This is a genomic window from Streptomyces sp. NPDC058373, from assembly GCF_042723275.1.
Lineage (GTDB): Bacteria > Actinomycetota > Actinomycetes > Streptomycetales > Streptomycetaceae > Streptomyces.
Genome location: NZ_JBHXJE010000010.1, coordinates 3,212 through 21,562, shown reverse-complemented (window position 1 = coordinate 21,562; position 18,351 = coordinate 3,212). Strand labels below are relative to the sequence as shown.

The window sequence follows — 18,351 nt, the reverse complement described above, 5'->3', positions numbered from 1 at the left end:
AATGATTACCAACTAGGCTTCCGATCATGGCGGATGTCGATGAAGCAGGACTGATCACCTACCTGACGACCAATCGGGCGTTCATGACCCCGGCCGTCGAGCAGGCCGTCGGCCTGCTCGACCTGGCGGGCAGTCGCCGCGTGCTCGACGTGGGCACGGGCGCCGGCGGCGGCCTGGTCGCCCTCGCCCGCGCGGCCGGTGAGCAGGCGCGGGTCCTGGGTGTGGACCGCAACGAGAGCGCGCTCACGCTGGCCCGGCAGCACGCGGCGGACGCGGGCGTCCTCCACCAGGTGCACACGGAAGCCGCCGACCTGCTCCAGGTGGCAGCCAGGGCCTCGGAGAAAGGCCGTTACGACGCGGTCTGGGCGAGCGACGCGATCTGGCCGGGCAACGTCGAGGACCCTGCCGCGGCCGTCACACGACTGGCCGAAGCCCTCGCACCGGGCGGCGTACTCGCGCTCTTCACGAGCAACTACTACAGCTCGACCTTCCTCCCCGGCCACGCCCGCCTGGAGCGGCAACTCCTCACCGCGTCGGAGCTGGACTGGGGCGTTCCCGCCGACGGGCCGCACCACTACGCCAGGCACCTGCACTGGCTGACCGCGGCCGGCCTGCGCGACCTGCGCCTCCACGTCCTGCCCCGGATCGGTTTCCCCGTGGACACGGACCCGACGGTCCGCCCCTACCTGGAGGACGTCGTGTGGCCCCAACTGCTGGCAGGTGCCCGCTGCCAGGGCAGGGAGGCGGGGATGACCGGGGAGGACCTCGCGCGGGCAGAGGTCCTGCTCACGCCGGGAAATCCCGAGTACGTGGTCGACGAGCCCGGCTACTACCTCGTCCATCCCGCCCTGCTGGTGACCGGACGCCGCTGATGTCGTCGGTACGCCGTCCACCGCCGAACGGCAGAGCGGCGCCTCTCGTCGGCCTCGCACGAGAAGGCACCGCCCACATCCCCAAAGCGACGGACAACCCCGAGGACATCCAGACGCGCTTGGCGGAGCTTGACTCGGCCATCATCGAGCTGGTCCGACGCCGCACCGACGTCTGCGCGTATCTGACCAGTCGGAGACGGGCCACCGGAAGGCCGACGATCGAACTCGCCCGCGAGAACGAAGTGCTGCGACGCTACGGCGAGGCACTCGGGCGCCCCGGCGTCTCACTGGCCATGCTGCTGACAGAACTGGGGCGACCGTACTGACAGATCGACCGGTTGCCGCTCGGTACGACGAACCCACGTGAGCCACGCAACGGCGGTGCTGGGCTCAGCCACCAACGAATGGCTGAGCCCAGCACCGCCGTAAAACCCTCGCGCCTCCCCGGACGACACCAGCGCCCGAGCTTCACTCTTTGCATCCGGCTGTGATTCCCCCGCCCGGGAATTCCTTATCGGACCGTGTGGATCGACGCGTCAGTGGTCGTCCCAGTGGCCCTCGTGAGCCGCGTGCCGGTGGCCGTCGTGCACGTAGTCGACGTGGTCGCCGTGAGGAACGGCCGCGTGGCCACAGCCTTCGCCGTGCGTGTGTGAGTGCCCGGAGTGCTCAAGATGCTCGCCGACCTCGCACTCATCCACATGACCTTGATGTTCGCGGTGCAGATGCCCGTCGTGCACGTAGTCGACATGGTCCTCGTGCGGTACCGCCACGTGCCCGCACCCCTCGCCATGGGTGTGGTCGTGACCGGGGTGCGGCTGGTGGTCCGTAGCTGTCGCCACGCTGATCATCTCCGTGCGTTCATGGTGCCGCGCACTGCGCACGGCACGCCTGCACCATTTATTACCGATGCACGCGAGATCACCGCGAAAGACACGCGCGAATTCAACGCTCCGCGTATTGGAATTGATAACGCTTTTCACGCTGTATTACCCAAGCGTGATTCGAGCCTTTCAAGACACCTCGTGAACGGCACCGCTCCCCAGTCGCCACCCGTGCGCCTGCCTCCGTCGCTCCCAGAAGGAGGCGTACGTGCCGCCCGCTGTGATCAGCTCGTCGTGGGTGCCGCGTTCGGCGATCTCGCCCGCTTCCAGCACCAGGATCTGGTCGGCGTTCACGATCGTGCTCAGCCTGTGCGCGATGATCAGGACGGTCTTGCGCTCGGCCAGCGCGCGCACAGTCCTGGCGAACAGCGCCTCGTTCTCCTGGTCCAACGCGGCGGTGGCCTCGTCGAGAACGAGGATCGGCGCGTCCTTGAGCAGGGCGCGGGCGATGGAGACGCGCTGGCGCTGCCCACCGGACAGTCGCACTCCGCCCTCCCCCACCCTCGTCGCCCATCCCTCGGGCAGCTCCTCGATGACACGGTCCAGTCCGGACAGCGCAGCTGCCCCAGCCAATTCGCCCGGGCCCGCCTCGGGGGCTCCGATACGGACGTTCTCCTCGATCGTGCCGTCGAAGAGGTACACGTCCTGGAACACGAGGGACACCTGAGCGGCCAGGTCTTCGGCGGCGATCTCACGGACATCGACTCCGCCGATGCGGACGGCGCCCTCGGTGGGGTCCCGAAAACGGGCGAGCAGCTCGGCGATCGTGGTCTTGCCCGACCCGGAGGGCCCGACGAGAGCCGTCATGCTGCGTTCCGGCAGACGGAAACTGACACTCTTGAGGACGGGGAGCACGGCCCCCTCCTCCCTCTGGTCGCCCCCGTGGCGGAAGCCGACTCCAGTGAACTCCACACTGGCGTCGCCGGGCCTCCTCGGCTGGGCGGGCTGGGGAAAGGGCGGCGCGTCGAGGAACGCACCGAGCCGGTCCAGGGTGTTGCGGGCGATACGCATTCCCGCCCCGGTCTCGGCGGCCGACGACATGCTGTCGATCAGTCGGACCAGGAGCACGAGAAGAGCCAGCAGGGTAGGAACCGTGAGCGATCCGTCGAGTTGCCAGGAGACGCCCAGCACGAGCAGCAGCGCGAACACGATTCGGGTGGCGACCGAGAAGGACACCAGTCCGGGCAGGCTTCGCGTGATGAGCCGCCGGTCCGCTCGCGCCTCGCCGGCCAGGGCGTCGTCCAGCGCTCCGTACCCCTCCACCGTGCGACCGAACGCGCGCAGCACCGGCTGGTTCCGTGTGTACTCCAGGACGCGGTCGGCGGACTCGCCGATCGCGGCGTCGCGGCCGAGGTCGAGTCGGCGCATGGCCGCCGCGCTCGCCGCCTGCACGGCGAACAGCACGGGCGCGCAGACCAGCAGGACCAAGGCGATGCGCACGTCGAGGAAGAAGGTGGCCACCACGAGTGTCGCCGGAGTGAGGAAGGAGGTGACGAACGGGCGCAGCAGGTGGGCCGGCGTGCTCATCACCTGGATGACGTCCTGTCCGGCGAGCCTGCTGAACTCGGCGGTGCGACCAGCGGTGAACCAGCCGAGCGGCAGGCGCCATGCCTGCTCGGCCATACGGCGATGGAGCACGCGAGAGAGCTGGGAGCCGGCCGCGAAGCCTTGGCTGACCGCCGCTCCTTGAAGCGCGGTGTGTGCGAGCACGCAGAGAACGAACGCCGCCAGCCACGGCCACACGTCCTCGGGGTCGGTGCTGAGCAGAGTGTTCAGGACCGGCACCAGCAGGGCATGAGCCACGCCCTCCAGGACAGCTGCACCACACTGGAGAACGAGTAGCCGGTTCAGCGGGCGGGAGCTTTCCGGCCCAACGACGCGGTAGAGCTGACGGATCATCGTGTCCTTCCCTCTCGAACGTCGTCGGCCGCCCCGTGTGCGGTGGCGGGTGCGGGCTTGCGGCGGGACTCGTCGTCCGTCCGGTCCGGCTGCCCGGCGTCCTGGGCGTGCCACAGGGCCGCGTAGCGCCCCTCGGCGGCCAGCAGGTCGGCATGAGTGCCCTGCTCGGTGACGCGGCCGTCCTCCAGTACCACGATCCGGTCGGCGGAGCGGATGGTCGACAGGCGGTGGGCGATGACGAGCAAGGTGCGGCCGGTCGCCAACGCGGACAGCCCTTCCTGGATGAGTGCCTCGGAGTGCGGATCGGCATGAGCGGTCGCCTCGTCGAGCACCAGAACCGGGGCGTCTGCGAGCAACGCCCGGGCGATGGACAGACGTTGGGCCTCGCCGCCGGAGAGAAAGACGGTCGTGCCGAGTTCGGTCGCGTAACCGTCAGGCAGGGCCATGACACGCTCGTGAATGCGCGCGGCACGAGCACACCGTTCGACCTCCTCGTCGGTGGCGTCGGGGCGGCCCAGCCGGATGTTGTCGGCGACGCTCGCCCGCAGCAGCCGTACGTCCTGGAGCACGAAGCCGATCCGGCGGTAGATCTCGGTCGCGGGGATGGCTCGGAGCTCGACGCCGCCGAGAGTCACTGCGCCCGCCGTGACGTCGTGGAATCGGAGCAGCAACGTGGCGAGCGTGGACTTGCCCGAGCCGGAGGCGCCTACGAGTGCGGTGACGGTGCCCGGTGCGAGATCCAGGTCCACGCCACTGAGCACATCGGCCTTGCCGTCGTAGGAGAAGGACACTCCCCGCATCGACACATGGTGACCATCGGGCAGAGACGGACTCACCGGCTCGGGAAGCGCGGGGGACCGCAGGAGCTCGGTGATGCGCACGGCGGCGGCCTCTCCGGCCCGGATCTGCTGGACGCGGGGGCCCACGACACCCATGGGGGCGGCCACGGCCGGGCCGAGCAGGAGGAAGGGCACCAGTGCCGCACCGGTCATCCAGCCCTGCGTGACGAACACCGCGCCCACCACGGTCAGCAGCAGCAGAACGACGGCCGGTGCGACCACCAGTACGGCGGCGGTGGAGCTGACCAGCGTCGTCCGGACCCAGCGGGAGAAGAACTCGGCGAACCCGCGCGTCGCCTCTACGAAGCGCTCGTGCGCCCTGCGCTCACGTCCGAAGGTCTTGAACACCGCGATGCCCGACGCGAACTCCACGGCGGCGGAGGAGATCCGCCCCACCGCGGCACCGAACGCGGCCATCTGCGCCGCCGCCCCCGCCATGGCGTGACTGAACAGGAGGATACCCAGCATCAGAGGCACGACGCTGACCAGCGCGAGGCGCCAGTCGACCGTGCACAAGTAGGCCAAGGCCAGAGCCGGAGCGACGAGGACGGCGACGATGTCGAGCAGGGTGTGGGCGAACAGCGTGTGCAGCGCGCTCACGTCGTCCCGCACCGCCTGTTCGACTTCGCCGGTCCCCCTGCTGGTCAGCCGGCCGAGTGGCAGCTGCCCGATGTGCCGGGCAAGGCGCCGGCGGAGGATGAGCTGGAGGTCGTTGTCCGCGACGTGGGCCAGGACGCCGGCCGCCGTGCCGCACACCAGGGCGAGCAGCCCGCCTCCGCCGGCCACCATGACCCACGTCCACAGTGCGCCGCTGTCGGCATACCCGCCGGCCAGGTGATCAGCGATCTGTGAAACGGCGATGAACGGGACCACTCCGGCGAGGGCGGCGACAGCCTGAAGACCGACGGCCGCGGCCAGCCGTCCCCGGACAGGGGCCGCCAGCGCGAAGAGCGGACGCGAGGGCACCTCGACGCCCACTCCAGAGTCCTCCGAATCCCGGGGGACCGAGACCGAGGCAGGCTCGGATGAGGGTGACTTCACTTGATGAGCACTCCGATCTCGGGGATGAGCCTGTTGCGCGCGCCTCGGGAGGGGAACGGCGTCGAGCGCCGGCATCCGGGACGGTGGCGGCGGTCTTCACGCAGGTTCCCGGAGCGGGCTACCCCATAGAGCTGCGGCCCTCGATACGCCGCCACTCACCACCTGTGTCCGGCCCGCTCCTCTGCGCCATGCTGCGCGACCCGGGCGGCCTCGCTCGCGCGCCATGCGGTCACCGACGCGACAGGCGAAAGGTAGTCGACAATGACATCCATATTCAATACAGCCCTCCCGACTCCGGGGCCACCCGAGGCGAAAACCCGTCGACACTCCCGCCACACCCCCACCCGGCCAGGCTGCCGAACCAGCGCACAGCCCCGGGGAACAGTGGTGAGGGAAGCGAAACCCACCCCCAGGAGCTCCGCGCGACTGGCAAGGTACCGAGATGTGACAGCACACCAACCGACAGTCGCCCTGACCACGCAGATCAGCCGGCCGCAGGAAGCAACCGCGAGCCTCCGGCGCGAACTCACCGCATGCTGGACGGCCGTCATCAACGCCGGAGGAGCGGTCGTACCCATGGACTGCCCTCTCCCACCGGTGAGCGAAGCAGCACTCCGCCCGGCGGTCGAGACGATCGTCCGGGAATTGTCACCACCCCGGAGCAGGCTCCTTCTGGCAATCCTCGACGACGACACACTCGCCGGATGGGCGCTACTGCGGCGCGAACAGCACCCTCTCGCAGCCCATTGCGGCACGGTGAACCACGTGCAGACGCACGTCCGCTGTCGAGGCCTGGGGGTCGGTGCCGTGCTGATGCGGCGCGTGAAGACCGTTGCCCGGGACGAGATGGGCCTGGAGCGGCTCCAGCTCAGCGCCCGGGCCGGACTCGGGCTTGAGGACTTCTACCGCAAGGCGGGCTGGAGCGAAGTCGGCCGGTGGCCGGGCGCACTGCGCGTGGCACCCGGCGATGACCGGGACGACATCCTGATGAGCCTACGCCTCTGACACGGACCCTTGCGCGGGCCCTGGCCCCATGCGAGACCAGAGGCCATGAGCCCGAGGGGAAGAACCCCCTCCCGGTGGAGGTCGAGACTCCCCTCGGGCCTCCGCGCCACTCGCTCCCGGCGGGGACACCACAGGAGCGGGGACACCACAGGAGATGACGCACACCGACGCCCGACCCTATTGACCCACCCCCCCTTGCCAGACTCGCGCCTTCTGGCGCACCCCTCTAGCGTGATATAAAAATGGTAACCATTTTCATTAAGAGGGGAGAGATCCCACGTGGCCGACATCGCCCACCCTCCGACCGGTCCCTTCACGCTCGTCGTCTGCACCTCCTGCCACACCGAGGACAACGGCTCTGGGGACAGGCTCCGGCGCGCCGTCCGCTCATGCCCGCACGGCGTCATGGTCTCCACGGGGTGCCTTCAGAAGGTGTTGCACTGCCGAAGTGACCGTGGTCTGCACGCGGTCGCCCAGCCGTGCGAGGTGGACCGCTCCCCCACCGGGCCGCTTGTACGGCTCGGCCCCCTCAAGACCTCGGTGGACGTGGACGCGGTGGCCGTATGGCTGGAGAAGGGCAGGCCCGATGACGGAACACTGCCCGCCCGCCTCCACGCGGCACCCGCTCGCCGACACGTCTCCTGGCTCAACTGAGGCCAGCACTGTGCGAAAAGGCCTGTTGAGCGCGGTGTCGGGCAACACTCCCAGCGCCCGGGCCACCGTGCTCGACCACTTGTCACGCCGCTCCCCGCACGCCGTGATACTGGCCGTGTCGATACAGAGGACACGACGGGGGAAGTACCCGACGGTCCAGCGCTCTCTGTCGAGCGTGGACGGCTCCTTCCCGACGGAGTCCTGGGGGGCGACAGGCGACCCTGCTGTCATCCTCCGTCAGGACCTGCTGTCCTTGCGGCGCGAAGCGGGACCGGTACACGTCGTTCTCGTCCTGCCCGAAGACGTGGACGTCCTGCCGTTCCTGGTGGAACTGTGGCGGGCACGTATCGCGGGCGGCCCCTTGAGGGACCGTTTCGACGCCGCGCCGGTGATGGTGGGCCTCGCACCGACGTCCTTCATGAAGGAGATCGGACACGTACGCCGGAGCGTGCAACTGTGGAACGGTCGCGAGCATCGCGAAGGCGTGAGGGCGGCCGAAGCGGCCGCGCGGCAGGTGGAGGCGGCAGACACCCTGATCGTGTCGCCCGACAGGACGGACGACGGCGAGCAGACGTCCGCCGCGACGGCTGTGGCCTCCCATCTGAACCCACGCGCCGAGCTGGTCGCACCGGAAGGCGACCCGCGGACCGGCCTGGCACGGCCCGCCCCCTTCGACCGGCCCCTCCCCGCGGACTTCGAGGAGGAGTGGCGGGCCCGGCTCGAACCGGTGATCGTTCCGCATGCACGCCAGGGTTGCGACTTCGGCGTGGAGTCAATCCCGTGGCGAGCGCGCCGCCCTCTCCATCCCGGTCGTCTGGCCGACGCGCTCTCCGTCGTGATGCGCGGAGTTGTCCGCGGCCGAGGCCACCTGTGGCTCTGCAATCACCCCGAGTCTGTGCTGGCTTGGCGCTCCGCCGGCCCTTACCTGGAATTGCGGGAACGGGACCGCTGGCTGGAGCCGACCGCCTCTGACGCCTGGGCGGCCGCATCCCCGCAACGCCGCACCCTGGCTGCGTGGTTCTGGCACGAGTACTACGGCGAACGCCGAAACGAACTCGTCCTCACGGGTGTCGGTCTCGAAAAGGCTGTCATCCACGACACGTTGAGCTCCGCGCTGCTCACCGATGCCGAACTGTCTCTGGGAAGTGCCGGCTGGGCCGCTGTGCCGGACCCGCTCATGGGCGGCTCCGGCACGCGGTGACAGAGACAGGAACGCGGTTGCTCCGTCACGCACGGACGGGAGGAGATTCCGTCCGATGGGGATCAGTCTCATCTCAGCGGGCCAACTCGGCCGACGCCCAAGGCTGACCTGGCGGTGTGGGCCGTCATGGAGAGCCTGGACCATGCTGCTCAAGTGGCCCTCCACTCGGCCCGGGGTCACCTTCGCCCCCCACCGGTCGCAGGCCGCGAGACGCCACGCCGACTGTTCCGAACGGCGGGCTCGTACTCCGTACGCGCCTGTTCCAGGAGCCGCCGCCAGGAGGTGACGGTCGGCCTGCGCCTGAGCAGCGCCCGCCGTTCCCGCTCGGTCATGCCGCCCCAGACGCCGTACTCGATGCGTTCGTCCAATGCCTCAGCCAGGCATTCGGTCCATACTCCGCATCCGCCGCACAGCTCTTTGGCGCGCTTCTGAGCAGCGCCTTCAACGAACAGGTCGTCCGGGCCGACCGTCCGGCACAGCCCCCGGGCCGCCCAGCTGGAATCTGCCATACGGAACTTCTCCCTGTACCCGGCGGCCCCGTCTTCACGGAGGACAAGCGAGCGGTCGGAAATGAGCGACCAAATCGACGAGCCGCGACTCGGCTGCGAGAAAAGAGAAAGGACCGGGCCGGACGGTGCCGTGGCTGCGTCCACCGTCCGGCCCGGAGTTCAGACGCCCACCGCCGGCGCGGCAGTGGGCTCGTGCTCACAGGCGTCGTCGATCCCGTAGGTGTCCCACTCAGGGAAGGGATCAGATGTCGGCCACGGCTCCTCATCGCGCACCAGGCACTCTGTCAGCGCCGCGATGAGCGCCTCCGTGGCAAGCTCCGTGCCGATGAAGACAAGCTCCTGGCCGTGTGCCGCGGCGTCGCCGAGGCGAGCACCCGATGGCTCGAACCTGGCTACCGCGCCCGCCTGCGACCAGAGCCCGGTCACATGCGGGCGGCTGGCCAGCCAGAAGAAGCCTTTCGAGCGCAGTACCTTGCCGTACCTGCCATTCTCCAGCTCGTCCGTGACGAACGTCCACAGCCGTTCCGGGTGGAAGGGGCGGCTGGAGCGGAACACGGCACTGGAGATGCCGTACTCCTCAGTCTCCGGCACGTGATCACCATTGAGTTCCCGAACCCAGCCGGGAGCCTGTTGCGCCTTCTCCAAGTCGAAGAGGCCGGCGCCGAGGAGTTCGGAGGGTTCCACCCGCCCGTAGCTGGCGAGGACGATCTGGGCACTTGGATTCAGCCGGCTGAGCGTGGCGTGCAGTCGCTCCCGCTCCCGCTCTGCCACCAGGTCCAGCTTGTTCACCACGATGACGTCGGCGAACTCGATCTGGTCCATCAGCAAGTCACTGACGGTACGTTCATCACCCTCGTACTGGTCGAGTCCGCGCTCGGTGAGTTCGTCACCCCGTGCCAGCTCGGGGAGGAAGTTGGCCGCGTCGACCACCGTGACCATTGTGTCGAGCCGAGCGAGGTCGCTGAGCATCGCCCCGTCGTCGCGCGGGAAGGAGAAGGTCGCCGCCACGGGCATGGGTTCCGAGATGCCGCTGGATTCGATCAGCAGATAGTCGAAACGCCCTTCTCGCGCGAGCCGGTCCACCTCTTCGAGCAGGTCGTCGCGCAGGGTGCAGCAGATGCACCCGTTGGTCATCTCGACCAGCCGCTCCTCCGTACGCGACAGCGCGGCCTCACCACCGCGCACGAGCGCCGCGTCGATGTTGACCTCGCTCATGTCGTTGACGATCACCGCCACCCTCAGGCCCTCGCGGTTGGCGAGGACATGGTTCAGCAGAGTGGTCTTGCCGGCCCCGAGAAACCCCGAGAGCACGGTGACGGGGAGAAGATCTCGCACCACAGGAATCAGTCTCCGGGCGTGAGCAGGCCGCGCTCGTACGCCTTCGCCAGCCGCTGCGGCACTTGGTGGGTGACTCCGTCCACGACCACCGGCACGAGCTGGGGCGTAGTCGCCTTCCACTGCGCGCGGCGGTGCCGGGTGTTGCTGCGGGACATCTTCCGCTTGGGTACTGCCATGAGGGCCTCCTGTGGTGTCGGGAGGAACGCTACATGAAAATGATAGTCAACACCAAAATGACTGCCGCCCCCAAGAGGCGTGCGCTCGCGCCACACTCTCTCCATCCCACTCGGACCCTCCGGGGCGCCGCCTTCTCATCACCCTCCCCGCCTTCGCCGGCCACCACCGTCGGTACACCAGGCGAGTGAGCACAGAGGAGCCGGCTCATCCAATCCCTCCGCAGCACGAAAGCCTCGATACTGTGAATTCCTCCCGGACGACCGGAGCGGAGTACGAATGAGCAGGATTTGGCAGCTCGGGAACAACCTCCCGGCGTTCAGAGCCATTCCGCGAACAGTGCGGACGACTTCCGCCTTCCTCCCCTTACGTCGTGGGCGGAGCGCTTTCCCTCCTGGTTCTCGGCGCCATTCTGTGGGCAGGGGGGTTGGCTGATTGGGTCGCTCATCCAGGTTTCCGAGCCTGGCAGACCATCTGCGTGGCGGTGACCGTTCAGGCTCTGCCGTTCCTCGTCCTCGGCACCCTGATCTCGGGGGCGGTGAACGCCTTCGTACCGGCGGATGCCTTCACCAAGGCGTTGCCTCGGCGTCCCTCGCTGGCCGTGCCGGTGGCCAGTGCGGCCGGTGTGGTGCTTCCCGGCTGCGAGTGCGCGTCCGTTCCGGTGGCGGGCAGCCTCATCCGCCGTGGGGGGACGCCGGCCGCGGCCTTCGCCTTTCTGCTGGCGGCGCCCGCCGTCAACCCCATCGTGCTCGTCTCCACGGCAGTCGCCTTCCCAGGCAGCCCGGGAATGGTCCTTGCCCGGCTCGTGGCCTCGTTGGCCGTCTCGATGGTGATGGGGTGGCTGTGGTTGCGCCTCGGACGGGACCACTGGCTGCGGATGCCGCCGCGGCGTCACGGACATCAACATGGGAGCAGTCGGTGGGTGGAGTTCCGCCTCGGTTTCCAGCACGACTTTCTGCACGCCGGTGGATTCCTGGCCCTGGGTGCGATGGCCGCGGCAACGTTCAACGTGCTGGTTCCCAAGACCGTGCTGGAAACCTTTTCAGGGAATCCGGTCTTCTCCGTACTGTTCCTCGCGCTCCTGGCCATCGTCCTGGCGGTGTGCTCCGAGGCCGACGCCTTCGTCGCGGCCTCACTGACGGGTTTCTCTCCGACCGCGCGGCTCGCGTTCATGGTGGTCGGCCCCATGGTCGACCTGAAACTGATCGCCCTTCAGGCGGGTACCTTCGGACGCCTTTTCGCCTGGCGGTTCTCGCTCGCCACCGCGATCGTCGCGATCTTGAGCAGCGCACTTGTCGGCTGGTGGCTGCTGTGAGGCCACCTCTCCAGTCCGCACTCCTCCTCCTGATCAGCGCCGGGCTCCTGCGCGTCTCGCTCTTCAGCGACATCAGCCTGCGCTATGTCAAAGAAGGACTTCAGCCTTTCCTCGTCGCCTCCGGTTTCATCCTGCTCGCCACCGGCCTGCTGGGAGTCATCACTTCCGGCCTCTTCAGCCTTGGGCACGGCCTTCCGCACGCGGGCCGGAAGAGAGCCGTCAGCCGCCGTGGCGACGTCCCACCGCCTCCGGCATCGGAAGACGGCCATGATCACTCGCGGGGGCCCCGGGTCGCTTGGCTGATGTTCCCGCCGGCCGTGGCCTTGCTGCTTCTCGCTCCCCCGGCGCTCGGCTCGTACACTGCGGCGCGCGACACTGAAGTGGTCGTCGCGACCTACGAGCGCTTCCCGCCGCTTTCCGCCGCGGGCCCGGCCCCACTCTCCCTCACCGAGTTCATCGGACGAGCCCAGCAGGACAAGAAGGGAAGCCTGGAGGGCCGCAGCGTGGTCATGCGGGGCTTCGTCACACCGCGTGGGGACGGAACCTGGGACCTGACCCGTCATCTCATCGCCTGCTGTGCCGCGGACTCCCAGTCCCTCAAGGTCTCGGTGCGCGGAGTGCCCGCACCCAGGGAGGACTCCTGGGTGCGGGTCACCGGTACCTGGCACCCGGCCGGCAGACTCGGTACACCGACCGCGGCTCTCGCCGTGGACGCCACCACCATCCACACCATCCCCGAGCCGCCGCTCCCCTATACCGACCGGCCTCCGGAGGGGGCCGGCTGAAACCTCGTTCGCGGCACCTCACCGGGCCGGCCTGCACCGCGCTCAGCCAGAAACCTGACAACGAGGACAGACGCCCGTCACGACGACGGCATGCCGAACCTGGTCGAACCCGTAGCGAGGCCCCAGCTGCTCGACCCAGTCCTCCAGTACTCGCGAGACGAAGGGGACGCACGATCCGCAGACCCGGCATCTCATGTGGTGTTCGTGCACAGGCGGCAAGTACCGGTAGGACTTCCCGCCATTGCTTGCACGGATCACTTCGAGCCGTCCCGCCCGCTCCGCTTCCGACAATGCCCGGTACACCGTTGTGAGACTTATCCGCACTCCTCCTCGCGTCATCAGGGAGTGGAGGCCCTGAGCGGTCAGGAAGCCTCCGTCCCGCCGAAGGGCGTCCAGCACCTCGGGACGCCGGTCCGCGGCATGGGGTCGCGCCCGCCAGTCATCGGCAGCGGCTGACGAAGCAGTGGCCATTTCGTCTCCTCGGAGCGGGTTGACGCTGTCAACTAGTTGCGGCGCGCGTCACGCTCCGACAGGGATCTGCCAGACCTGCTCAATCGCCTTACCGGTCAGCACCTCCGTCGGGACACCCTCCCCCAGAACCACGCCGTCCTGGAGCAGCAGGAGGTGGCCGGCCGACCTGGCGGCCTCCAGGTCGTGAGTCGCCTGGACAACCGTGCACCCTTGCGCCGTCACCTCGGCCAGAACGTTCGAGATCAGTCGCTGGGCTGTGGCGTCGAGGCCCGTGGTGGGCTCGTCGAGCAGGAGCAGGTCCGCTTCCTGCGCGAGCCCCTGGGCGACGAGAGCACGCTGACGCTGCCCTCCGGAGAGCTCTCCCAGTTGGCGGTCGGCAAGAGAGGTGATGTCGAGCCGGTCCATGCTCTCCTCCACCACCACCCGATCCTGTCGGGACAGACGCCGCCACAGCCCGAGCCGCCCCCACCGGCCCATGGCCACAGTCTCCCGAACGGTCAGCGGAAGAGTGTCGGTGACCGCACTGCGCTGTACCACGAAGGCCGCGCGGTTCCCCGTACGGTGCTTCGCCGAACCCGATGTCACCGGGATCACACCAGCCATCACACCGAGCAAGGTGGACTTCCCGGAGCCGTTCGGCCCGACGATCGCGGTCGTGGTGAACGCTGGTACGTGTGCGGTCAGTTGCTTCAGTACCTCACGGTTGACGTAGCCCGCCGACACGCCCTCGAGCGCCACCTGGTCCTGCACGTCTGCTCCCTTCTCCGTCACCCCCTTGTGGAGTGATAATCATTTTCATTGTAGTGTCCTGCCCCATGGAATGGTTGGTGGGTCCCTTCGAAGTGACCTTTGTTCAACGGGCCCTGTGGGGCGGCGTCCTCGTATCGCTGATCTGCGCCCTTGCCGGCACCTGGGTGGTGCTGCGCGGGATGGCCTTCTTCGGAGACGCGATGTCGCACGGCATGCTCCCCGGCATCGCGCTGGCGTCTCTACTGGGAGGAAATCTGCTGCTGGGCGCCGCGGCGAGCGCGGCGGTCATGGCACTGGGCGTCAACGCGGTGGGCCGGTCCCCTCGCCTGTCGCAGGACACCAGCATCGGACTGCTCTTCGTCGGGATGCTGTCACTGGGCGTGATCATTGTCAGCCGGTCGCAGTCCTTCGCCGTCGACCTGACGGGGTTCCTCTTCGGTGACGTACTCGCCGTGCGCACCACCGACCTCGCCTACCTGTGCGGCGCGTTGATCATCGCTCTGACGATCTCCGTCCTCGGCTACCGGCCTTTCGTCGCGCTGGCCTTCGACGAACGCAAGGCACACACGCTGGGACTCCGGCCGCGCCTCGCCCATGTGGCGTTGCTGACGCTCCTCACTCTGGCGATCGTCGCGTCGTTCCACATCGTGGGAACGCTGCTGGTCTTCGGTCTCCTGATCGCGCCGCCGGCAACCGTGCTGCCCTGGGCCCGGCGCGTCCCGACGATCATGGTCGGAGCCGCCCTACTCGGAATCAGCGCGACCTTCGTCGGCCTGCTGATCTCCTGGCACCTCAACACGGCAGCCGGAGCGACCATCGCCGGGACCGCGGTACTCCAGTTCCTCCTGTCCACGCTGGCCGCCGGCCTCGGCAACCGCCGGGCGCGCTCGACTCCCCTCCCCACCACGACAGACCGCTCACACATGAAATACGGGCACGCGTCATGACCTTCAGGAAGAAACCCCTCACCGCAGCTCTCACCTGCGCCACCCTCGCAGGCACCGCCTTGCTCGTCGGCTGTCAGAGCCAGAGTGACGCGACGCCTGACGACAAGCCCGTCGCCTCGGAGAAGCCCCACGGCTATGTGGAAGGTGCCGAGGAAACCTCTGAACAGCAGTCCCGTCTTGTACTCGCCGACGGAGAGACGGGCGAGGTTCGGGTCCTGGACCTGATCACCGAGGACGTCACTCCGCTGAAGAAGGTCAGCGGAGTGGAGAGTCTGCGCACCGACGGCCGGTTCGCCTACCTCGGCAGCAGCGACGCGACACACATCGTCGACACCGGGGCCTGGATGGTGGATCACGGTGATCACGTCCACTACTACCGCGCCAAGATCCGCGACGTCGGCACTCTCAAGGGGAAGGAGATCACCCACGTCAGCAGCGATCCGGCCGTCACCGCGATGTCCTCCTCGGACGGCGACCACCTGCTGTTCGACCGCAAGAAGCTGGAGGGCGGCTCCGTCCCGAAGGCGGACGCGCTGACCGGCACCGCCGACGGGTCGGTCGTGCCCTACGAGGAGCATCTGCTGGTCACGGCGGCGGGCGCCGACCAGGACGCCGTCGAGGTCCGTGACCGGGACGGCGGCTCCGCGACCACACTGAAGGAGTCGTGTGCAGAGGTGAGCGGCGAGGCCGTCACCCGCCGCGGGGTGGTCTTCGGATGTGCCGACGGCGCGCTGCTGGTCAGCCAGGAGAAGGGCGAGTTCACCGCCGAGAAGATCCCCTACGGCACGAGGGTGAACGCCTCCGAGCGGGCCGTCGACTTCCACCACCGCGCCGGGAGCACCACGCTGACGGCCCCCTCGGGCGACGACGCCGTCTGGGTCCTCGATGTCACCGACCGCGCCTGGACGCGGATCGAGACGGGACCGGTGACCGCCGTCAACACCGCTGGGGAGGGAGCCCCATTGCTCGCGCTCGGCAAGGACGGCCGGCTCACGGCGTACGACATCGAGACGAAGAAGGCCACCGACCACAAGAAGCTGCTGTCCAAGAGTGGCGCCTCGGCCTCGATCGAGGTCGACACCACCCGCGCGTACGTCAACGACGCCGCGGCGCGAAAGGTCCACGAGATCGACTACAACGACCACCTTCGGGTGGCCCGCACCTTCCCCCTGGACTTCACTCCGACACACATGGTGGAGACCGGACGATGAGCACCAGCCCCGTGGCCTCGCGCACGCGCTCGTCGGCGGCCCTCGCGTTCCTCGCCGGCCTGATGGGCGTGCTGGCACTGGCTGTCAGCGGTTGCGCGGCCGGTGAGGAGGACCGGCCCTCCGTGGTCGTCACGACGAACATCCTCGGCGACATCACCCGCAACGTCGTGGGCGACCAGGCCGATGTGACGGTGCTGATGCAGGCCAACGCCGATCCGCATTCCTTCGGCATCTCGGCTCCCCAGGCCGCCGCCATGGAACAGGCCGACCTGGTCGTGTACAACGGCCTCGGCCTGGAGGAGAACGTCCTGCGCCATGTGGAGGCCGCCGAGGAGGCCGGCGTGGCCACGGTGGCGGTGGGCGACGCCGTCGACCCGATCACCTACGCGTCCGGGGAGAGCGCCGGTACGTCCGACCCCCACTTCTGGACCGACCCGGAGCGGGTCCGCGAGGCCGTCGATCTCATCGCCGACCAGGTGACGGACCACGTGGCGGGGGTCGACAAGGCCGCCGTCGCGAAGAACGCGTCCACCTACGGAAAGAAGGTGGACGATCTCACCGAATGGATGCGGGACAAGTTCGTCGCCATACCTTCGGAGAAGCGTCAGCTAGTCACGAACCACCACGTGTTCGGTTACCTCGCGGAGCGCTTCGGATTCCGGATCGTGGGCGCCGTCATCCCGAGCGGCACGACCCTCGCGTCCCCGAGCGCCTCCGACCTCAAATCGCTTTCCACCTCGATCGAGAAGGCGGGCGTCCGAGCGATCTTCGTGGATTCCTCGCAGCCCGACCGACTGGCCCAGGTGCTGAAGCGCGAGACCGACACCGAGGTGGACGTCGTCCCCCTGTTCTCCGAGTCCCTGACCGAGAAAGGGAAGGGCGCCGCGACCTACCTGGAAATGATGCGGTCCAACACCGCGTCCATCGCAACCGGCCTGAGTACCCCATAGCCACCCACCGTCATTCTCGATGAATGGCGGTCATGGAGAGGAAAGAACACAGAATGAAGCACATGGCCCGCCCCCGGACGGCTGCCGCACTCACCGTCCTCCTCGCGACCTCCGTCGCCCTCACCGCTTGCGGCGGTGGGAAGGAGGAGGCCGCCGGCACCGGCGAGAAGAGCGACAAGGCCGGCTCTTCGGCCACGGCCGTCAAGGACCCGATCGTCACCACCTACGACGGCGGCCTCTACGTCCTGGACGGCACGACCCTGAAGGTCGCCAAGGACATACCCCTGGAGGGGTTCAACCGCGTCAACCCGGCCGGCGACGACCGCCACGTGATGGTCTCCACCTCGACCGGCTTCCGCGTCATGGACGCGGTGGGCAGCAAGTTGACCGACGTCGAGTTCAAGGGCAGCAAGCCCGGTCACGTCGTGCGCCACGCGGGCCAGACCATCCTCTTCTCCGACGGCACCGGCGAGGTCACCATCTTCGACCCGGCCGACCTCGGCGACTCCAAGCCGAAGAGCGAGACATACTCCTCCGACGCACCGCACCACGGGGTCGCCATCCAGCTCGCCAACGGAGAACTGGTGACGACCCTCGGCACGGAGGAGAAGCGCACCGGCATCAAGGTCCTGGACAAGGACCGGAAGGAGATCACGCGCAGCGAGAAGTGCCCCGAGGTCCACGGGGAGGCGGCCGCGAAGGACGAAGCGGTCGTCATCGGCTGCGAGGACGGCGTCCTCGTCTACAAGGACGGCGCCATCAAGAAGGTCCAGAGCCCGACCGAGTACGGGCGGATCGGCAACCAGGCCGGTTCCGAGGAGTCGGCCGTCGTCCTCGGCGACTACAAGCAGGACCCCGACGCCGAGCTGGAGCGCCCCGAGAAGGTCTCCCTGATCAACACGGAGACCGGCAAGATGCGCCTGGTCGACCTGGGGACCAGCTACACCTTCCGCTCGCTGGCCCGCGGCCCGCACGGCGAGGCCCTCGTGCTCGGCACGGACGGAAAGATCCACGTCATCGACCCGGAGACGGGCAAGGTCGAGAAGAAGATCTCGGTGCTCGACTCCTGGAAGGAGCCGCTGGACTGGCAGCAGCCCCGCCCGGCCCTGTTTGTCCGCGACCACACCGCGTACGTCTCCGACCCGACCAGCAAGAAGCTCGTGGCCATCGACATCGAGAGCGGCAAGCAGCTGGCCAGCACCGACCTTGACGAGGCCCCCAACGAGGTGAGCGGCGTCAACGCCCACTGACCGCCGAACGGGCTGTAGCAGTCCGGCCTTGAGGTGAGGAGCGCGTTCCCTGCTGGGGGCGCGCTCCTCGCGTTCTCCGGCCTGGTCTGCGCGCCTGCTCGTCAGCATCCGTGACGCATCTGCCCGTCGTGGTCCGTGAACAGAGAACGGGTGGTGGGGGGGGGGGGGGGGGGGCCCCCCCCCCCCCCCCCCACCCACAAAACCAGGCGGGAGGGAGATGAAAAAAAAAAAACCACCCCCGACCACCCCGCAGCGAGGA

Annotated in this window: 19 protein-coding genes; 11 read left to right on the top strand and 8 right to left on the bottom strand. The window is 68.4% G+C overall.

From position 1 onward, the window contains the following. Nucleotides 1-26 precede the first annotated feature (26 nt). Nucleotides 27-872 (top strand): class I SAM-dependent methyltransferase, encoded by an 846-nt coding sequence (locus ACFWMZ_RS09120; protein WP_383171785.1) that lies wholly within the window; start codon nt 27-29, stop codon nt 870-872. 119 nt (nt 873-991) lie between these two features. Next, a complete protein-coding gene (locus ACFWMZ_RS09115; RefSeq protein WP_383171783.1) occupies nt 992-1,198 on the top strand; it encodes a chorismate mutase in 207 nt (68 codons plus the stop codon). Between the two features lie 210 nt (nt 1,199-1,408). Here the strand turns inward: ACFWMZ_RS09115 and ACFWMZ_RS09110 are convergent, their stop codons facing one another. From ACFWMZ_RS09110 to ACFWMZ_RS09100, 3 genes are all read right to left on the bottom strand, one after another. Continuing rightward, nucleotides 1,409-1,720: a hypothetical protein gene (locus ACFWMZ_RS09110; protein WP_383172012.1), complete on the bottom strand. Its 312-nt coding sequence runs from the start codon at nt 1,718-1,720 to the stop codon at nt 1,409-1,411. A gap of 162 nt (nt 1,721-1,882) precedes the next feature. Further along, entirely contained in the window at nt 1,883-3,652 is a 1,770-nt protein-coding gene (locus tag ACFWMZ_RS09105; protein WP_383171781.1) for an ABC transporter ATP-binding protein, read from the bottom strand. After that, complete coding sequence (locus ACFWMZ_RS09100; protein ID WP_383171779.1) at nt 3,649-5,469, bottom strand: ABC transporter ATP-binding protein; 1,821 nt, start codon at nt 5,467-5,469, stop codon at nt 3,649-3,651. Before ACFWMZ_RS09100 ends, ACFWMZ_RS09105 begins: the two co-directional genes overlap by 4 nt. Nucleotides 5,470-5,976: 507 nt before the next feature. On the opposite strand from ACFWMZ_RS09100, the gene ACFWMZ_RS09095 reads away from it, so the two are divergent. The 3 genes from ACFWMZ_RS09095 (at nt 5,977) to ACFWMZ_RS09085 (ending at nt 8,392) form a co-directional block, all read left to right on the top strand. Continuing rightward, entirely contained in the window at nt 5,977-6,537 is a 561-nt protein-coding gene (locus tag ACFWMZ_RS09095) for a GNAT family N-acetyltransferase (RefSeq protein WP_383171777.1), read from the top strand. Nucleotides 6,538-6,816: 279 nt separating this feature from the next. Further along, a complete protein-coding gene (locus ACFWMZ_RS09090; RefSeq protein ID WP_383171775.1) occupies nt 6,817-7,191 on the top strand; it encodes a hypothetical protein in 375 nt (124 codons plus the stop codon). A gap of 175 nt (nt 7,192-7,366) precedes the next feature. Then, nucleotides 7,367-8,392, top strand: a complete 1,026-nt coding sequence (locus ACFWMZ_RS09085; RefSeq protein ID WP_383171773.1) for a GTP-binding protein — start codon at nt 7,367-7,369, stop codon at nt 8,390-8,392. 176 nt (nt 8,393-8,568) lie between these two features. Here the strand turns inward: ACFWMZ_RS09085 and ACFWMZ_RS09080 are convergent, their stop codons facing one another. The 3 genes from ACFWMZ_RS09080 to rpmF all read right to left on the bottom strand — a co-directional run bounded on the left by ACFWMZ_RS09080 (nt 8,569) and on the right by rpmF (nt 10,415). Further along, entirely contained in the window at nt 8,569-8,901 is a 333-nt protein-coding gene (locus ACFWMZ_RS09080; RefSeq protein ID WP_383171771.1) for a WhiB family transcriptional regulator, read from the bottom strand. 159 nt (nt 8,902-9,060) lie between these two features. After that, nucleotides 9,061-10,239, bottom strand: coding sequence for a GTP-binding protein (locus ACFWMZ_RS09075; protein ID WP_383171768.1), 1,179 nt, complete (start codon nt 10,237-10,239; stop codon nt 9,061-9,063). 5 nt (nt 10,240-10,244) lie between these two features. Next, on the bottom strand, nt 10,245-10,415 hold the full coding sequence (gene rpmF / locus ACFWMZ_RS09070; RefSeq protein ID WP_383171766.1) for a 50S ribosomal protein L32: 171 nt from the start codon (nt 10,413-10,415) through the stop codon (nt 10,245-10,247). A gap of 407 nt (nt 10,416-10,822) precedes the next feature. Between rpmF and ACFWMZ_RS09065 the strand changes: the two genes are divergently transcribed. Both ACFWMZ_RS09065 and ACFWMZ_RS09060 read left to right on the top strand, forming a co-directional pair. Further along, nucleotides 10,823-11,728 (top strand): permease, encoded by a 906-nt coding sequence (locus ACFWMZ_RS09065; protein ID WP_383200593.1) that lies wholly within the window; start codon nt 10,823-10,825, stop codon nt 11,726-11,728. Further along, a complete protein-coding gene (locus ACFWMZ_RS09060; RefSeq protein ID WP_383200460.1) occupies nt 11,725-12,513 on the top strand; it encodes a TIGR03943 family putative permease subunit in 789 nt (262 codons plus the stop codon). The genes ACFWMZ_RS09065 and ACFWMZ_RS09060 overlap by 4 nt, the downstream gene beginning before the upstream one ends. Before the next feature lie 42 nt (nt 12,514-12,555). Here the strand turns inward: ACFWMZ_RS09060 and ACFWMZ_RS09055 are convergent, their stop codons facing one another. Beyond that, nucleotides 12,556-12,984, bottom strand: coding sequence for a Fur family transcriptional regulator (locus ACFWMZ_RS09055; RefSeq protein ID WP_383200457.1), 429 nt, complete (start codon nt 12,982-12,984; stop codon nt 12,556-12,558). A 48-nt stretch (nt 12,985-13,032) separates the two neighbouring features. Further along, nucleotides 13,033-13,734 (bottom strand): zinc ABC transporter ATP-binding protein AztA, encoded by a 702-nt coding sequence (gene aztA / locus ACFWMZ_RS09050; RefSeq protein ID WP_383171760.1) that lies wholly within the window; start codon nt 13,732-13,734, stop codon nt 13,033-13,035. A 65-nt stretch (nt 13,735-13,799) separates the two neighbouring features. Here aztA and aztB point away from each other — a divergent pair, with 65 nt between their 5' ends. The 4 genes from aztB (at nt 13,800) to aztD (ending at nt 18,092) form a co-directional block, all read left to right on the top strand. After that, nucleotides 13,800-14,681, top strand: coding sequence for a zinc ABC transporter permease AztB (aztB, locus tag ACFWMZ_RS09045; protein ID WP_383171758.1), 882 nt, complete (start codon nt 13,800-13,802; stop codon nt 14,679-14,681). Beyond that, complete coding sequence (locus ACFWMZ_RS09040) at nt 14,678-15,892, top strand: hypothetical protein (RefSeq protein ID WP_383200454.1); 1,215 nt, start codon at nt 14,678-14,680, stop codon at nt 15,890-15,892. The genes aztB and ACFWMZ_RS09040 overlap by 4 nt, the downstream gene beginning before the upstream one ends. A gap of 62 nt (nt 15,893-15,954) precedes the next feature. Next, nucleotides 15,955-16,842, top strand: coding sequence for a zinc ABC transporter substrate-binding protein AztC (gene aztC / locus ACFWMZ_RS09035; protein WP_383172008.1), 888 nt, complete (start codon nt 15,955-15,957; stop codon nt 16,840-16,842). A 53-nt stretch (nt 16,843-16,895) separates the two neighbouring features. Beyond that, complete coding sequence (aztD, locus tag ACFWMZ_RS09030; protein WP_383171754.1) at nt 16,896-18,092, top strand: zinc metallochaperone AztD; 1,197 nt, start codon at nt 16,896-16,898, stop codon at nt 18,090-18,092. The last annotated feature ends 259 nt before the right edge of the window (nt 18,093-18,351 follow it).

Bases quoted from the DNA above. Each gene is read 5' to 3' on its own strand.
- ACFWMZ_RS09120 (WP_383171785.1), top strand. From the start codon at position 27: ATGGCGGATGTCGATGAAGCAGGACTGATCACCTACCTGACGACCAAT.
- ACFWMZ_RS09110 (WP_383172012.1), bottom strand. From the start codon at position 1,720: ATGATCAGCGTGGCGACAGCTACGGACCACCAGCCGCACCCCGGTCAC.
- ACFWMZ_RS09105 (WP_383171781.1), bottom strand. From the start codon at position 3,652: ATGATCCGTCAGCTCTACCGCGTCGTTGGGCCGGAAAGCTCCCGCCCG.
- ACFWMZ_RS09080 (WP_383171771.1), bottom strand. From the start codon at position 8,901: ATGGCAGATTCCAGCTGGGCGGCCCGGGGGCTGTGCCGGACGGTCGGC.
- rpmF (WP_383171766.1), bottom strand. From the start codon at position 10,415: ATGGCAGTACCCAAGCGGAAGATGTCCCGCAGCAACACCCGGCACCGC.
- ACFWMZ_RS09055 (WP_383200457.1), bottom strand. From the start codon at position 12,984: ATGGCCACTGCTTCGTCAGCCGCTGCCGATGACTGGCGGGCGCGACCC.
- aztB (WP_383171758.1), top strand. From the start codon at position 13,800: ATGGAATGGTTGGTGGGTCCCTTCGAAGTGACCTTTGTTCAACGGGCC.
- ACFWMZ_RS09040 (WP_383200454.1), top strand. From the start codon at position 14,678: ATGACCTTCAGGAAGAAACCCCTCACCGCAGCTCTCACCTGCGCCACC.
- aztC (WP_383172008.1), top strand. From the start codon at position 15,955: ATGGGCGTGCTGGCACTGGCTGTCAGCGGTTGCGCGGCCGGTGAGGAG.
- aztD (WP_383171754.1), top strand. From the start codon at position 16,896: ATGAAGCACATGGCCCGCCCCCGGACGGCTGCCGCACTCACCGTCCTC.